Source organism: Micromonospora sp. M51 (assembly GCF_018070305.1).
Lineage (GTDB): Bacteria > Actinomycetota > Actinomycetes > Mycobacteriales > Micromonosporaceae > Micromonospora > Micromonospora parva.
This window is the reverse complement of record NZ_JAGPXZ010001211.1, coordinates 1-1,134: the sequence shown is the minus strand read 5'-3', so window position 1 is coordinate 1,134 and position 1,134 is coordinate 1. Positions and strand designations below refer to the sequence as shown.

At 75.7% G+C, this 1,134-nt stretch carries 1 protein-coding gene; it reads right to left on the bottom strand.

Going from position 1 to position 1,134, the window contains the following annotated elements; genetic code table 11:
- Positions 1–1,134 (bottom strand): SagB family peptide dehydrogenase (locus tag KBX53_RS33765; RefSeq protein WP_210863899.1); only part of this gene is annotated, 1,134 nt, incomplete at both ends.

Below are 1,134 nucleotides of genomic sequence, written 5' to 3'. Positions count from 1 at the left end.
GCGTAGCTCATCCCTTCGTACGACCACCTGAGCCGCTGCACGCGGGCGGAGACGACCAGGACCGTCGGCGGCGGCCGGGGCAGGGCCCCGGACGCCCGGGCGTACGCCAGCAGCCGGTCGGCGGCCGTCCCCCAGGCGGCGACCGGCTCCAGCCGGTGCCCCACCGGGTCGTAGTGGTAGAGCCCGGGATCGAGCCCGGCGCAGCGCGCCACCAGCGGATAGATCTCCAGTTCGTAGACGCCGCCACCACCCGGGTAGGGCCGGTGGCCGACCTCCTGTCCGCCGGCCTCGCCGACGGCGGTGGTGTGCTGCGACCGGTACAGGAACTCCGCCAGCCGTTCCAGCGGCAGCGGTGCCGCGTCGTCGTGTTCGCGCACGCTGCGCCGGTCCGCGACGACCTGACTGAACGAGGGTTCCTCCTTGGCGATCGTCGCCAGGTCCGGCAGCGGCAGCTCGACCGCCCGACTCCCGTCGTACGGGCGGCGCAGCGGTTGCGGGGTGAAGCGCTCCCGCATCCGGTAGGTGCCGCCCACCGGCAGCGCGTGCCGGCCGGCGCGGGAGCGGTGGTGCAGCCGCAGCTCCTCCGGCGACCAGTAGGCCAGCGGCGCCTCGTCGCATTCCGCCTCGAACTCGGCGTCGGTGACCAGGACCCGGGCGGTGGTCAACTCGTCGAGCACCCGGCCGGCGACATCCGGCGGCACGCCGAGCGTGCGGGCCACCACGTCGGGTCCGACGCCCGGCGCGGCGGCGGCCAGCACCGCGCCGAGGGCGGCGTCGGCGCAGCCGACGACGAGGGTGCTCAGCGCCGACGCGGCCACCAGCATGTCCCGGTCGTGCTGGAGGGTGGCGAAGCGGGAGAGCCGGTAGCGGACCCCCGGGGTGTGCGGGCGCGTCTCCGGCAGACTGCCCCGGCCCAGGCCGGTGGGCACCAGGTCGAGCAGCGGCCGATCGCCGACCTGGACGCGGCGCTCCAACCAGGAGTGGGCGAGCAACCGGCGCAGCAGCAGCTGCGCGGGCAACACCCGGTTCTCCCCCTCCAGGCCGCTGATCAGCCGGCCGACCTCGACGTCGTTGACCCAGTCGGCGGCGAGCCGCAGCAGCAGCGCCCGCCGGCCCATGCCCGGTTGCTCCAGG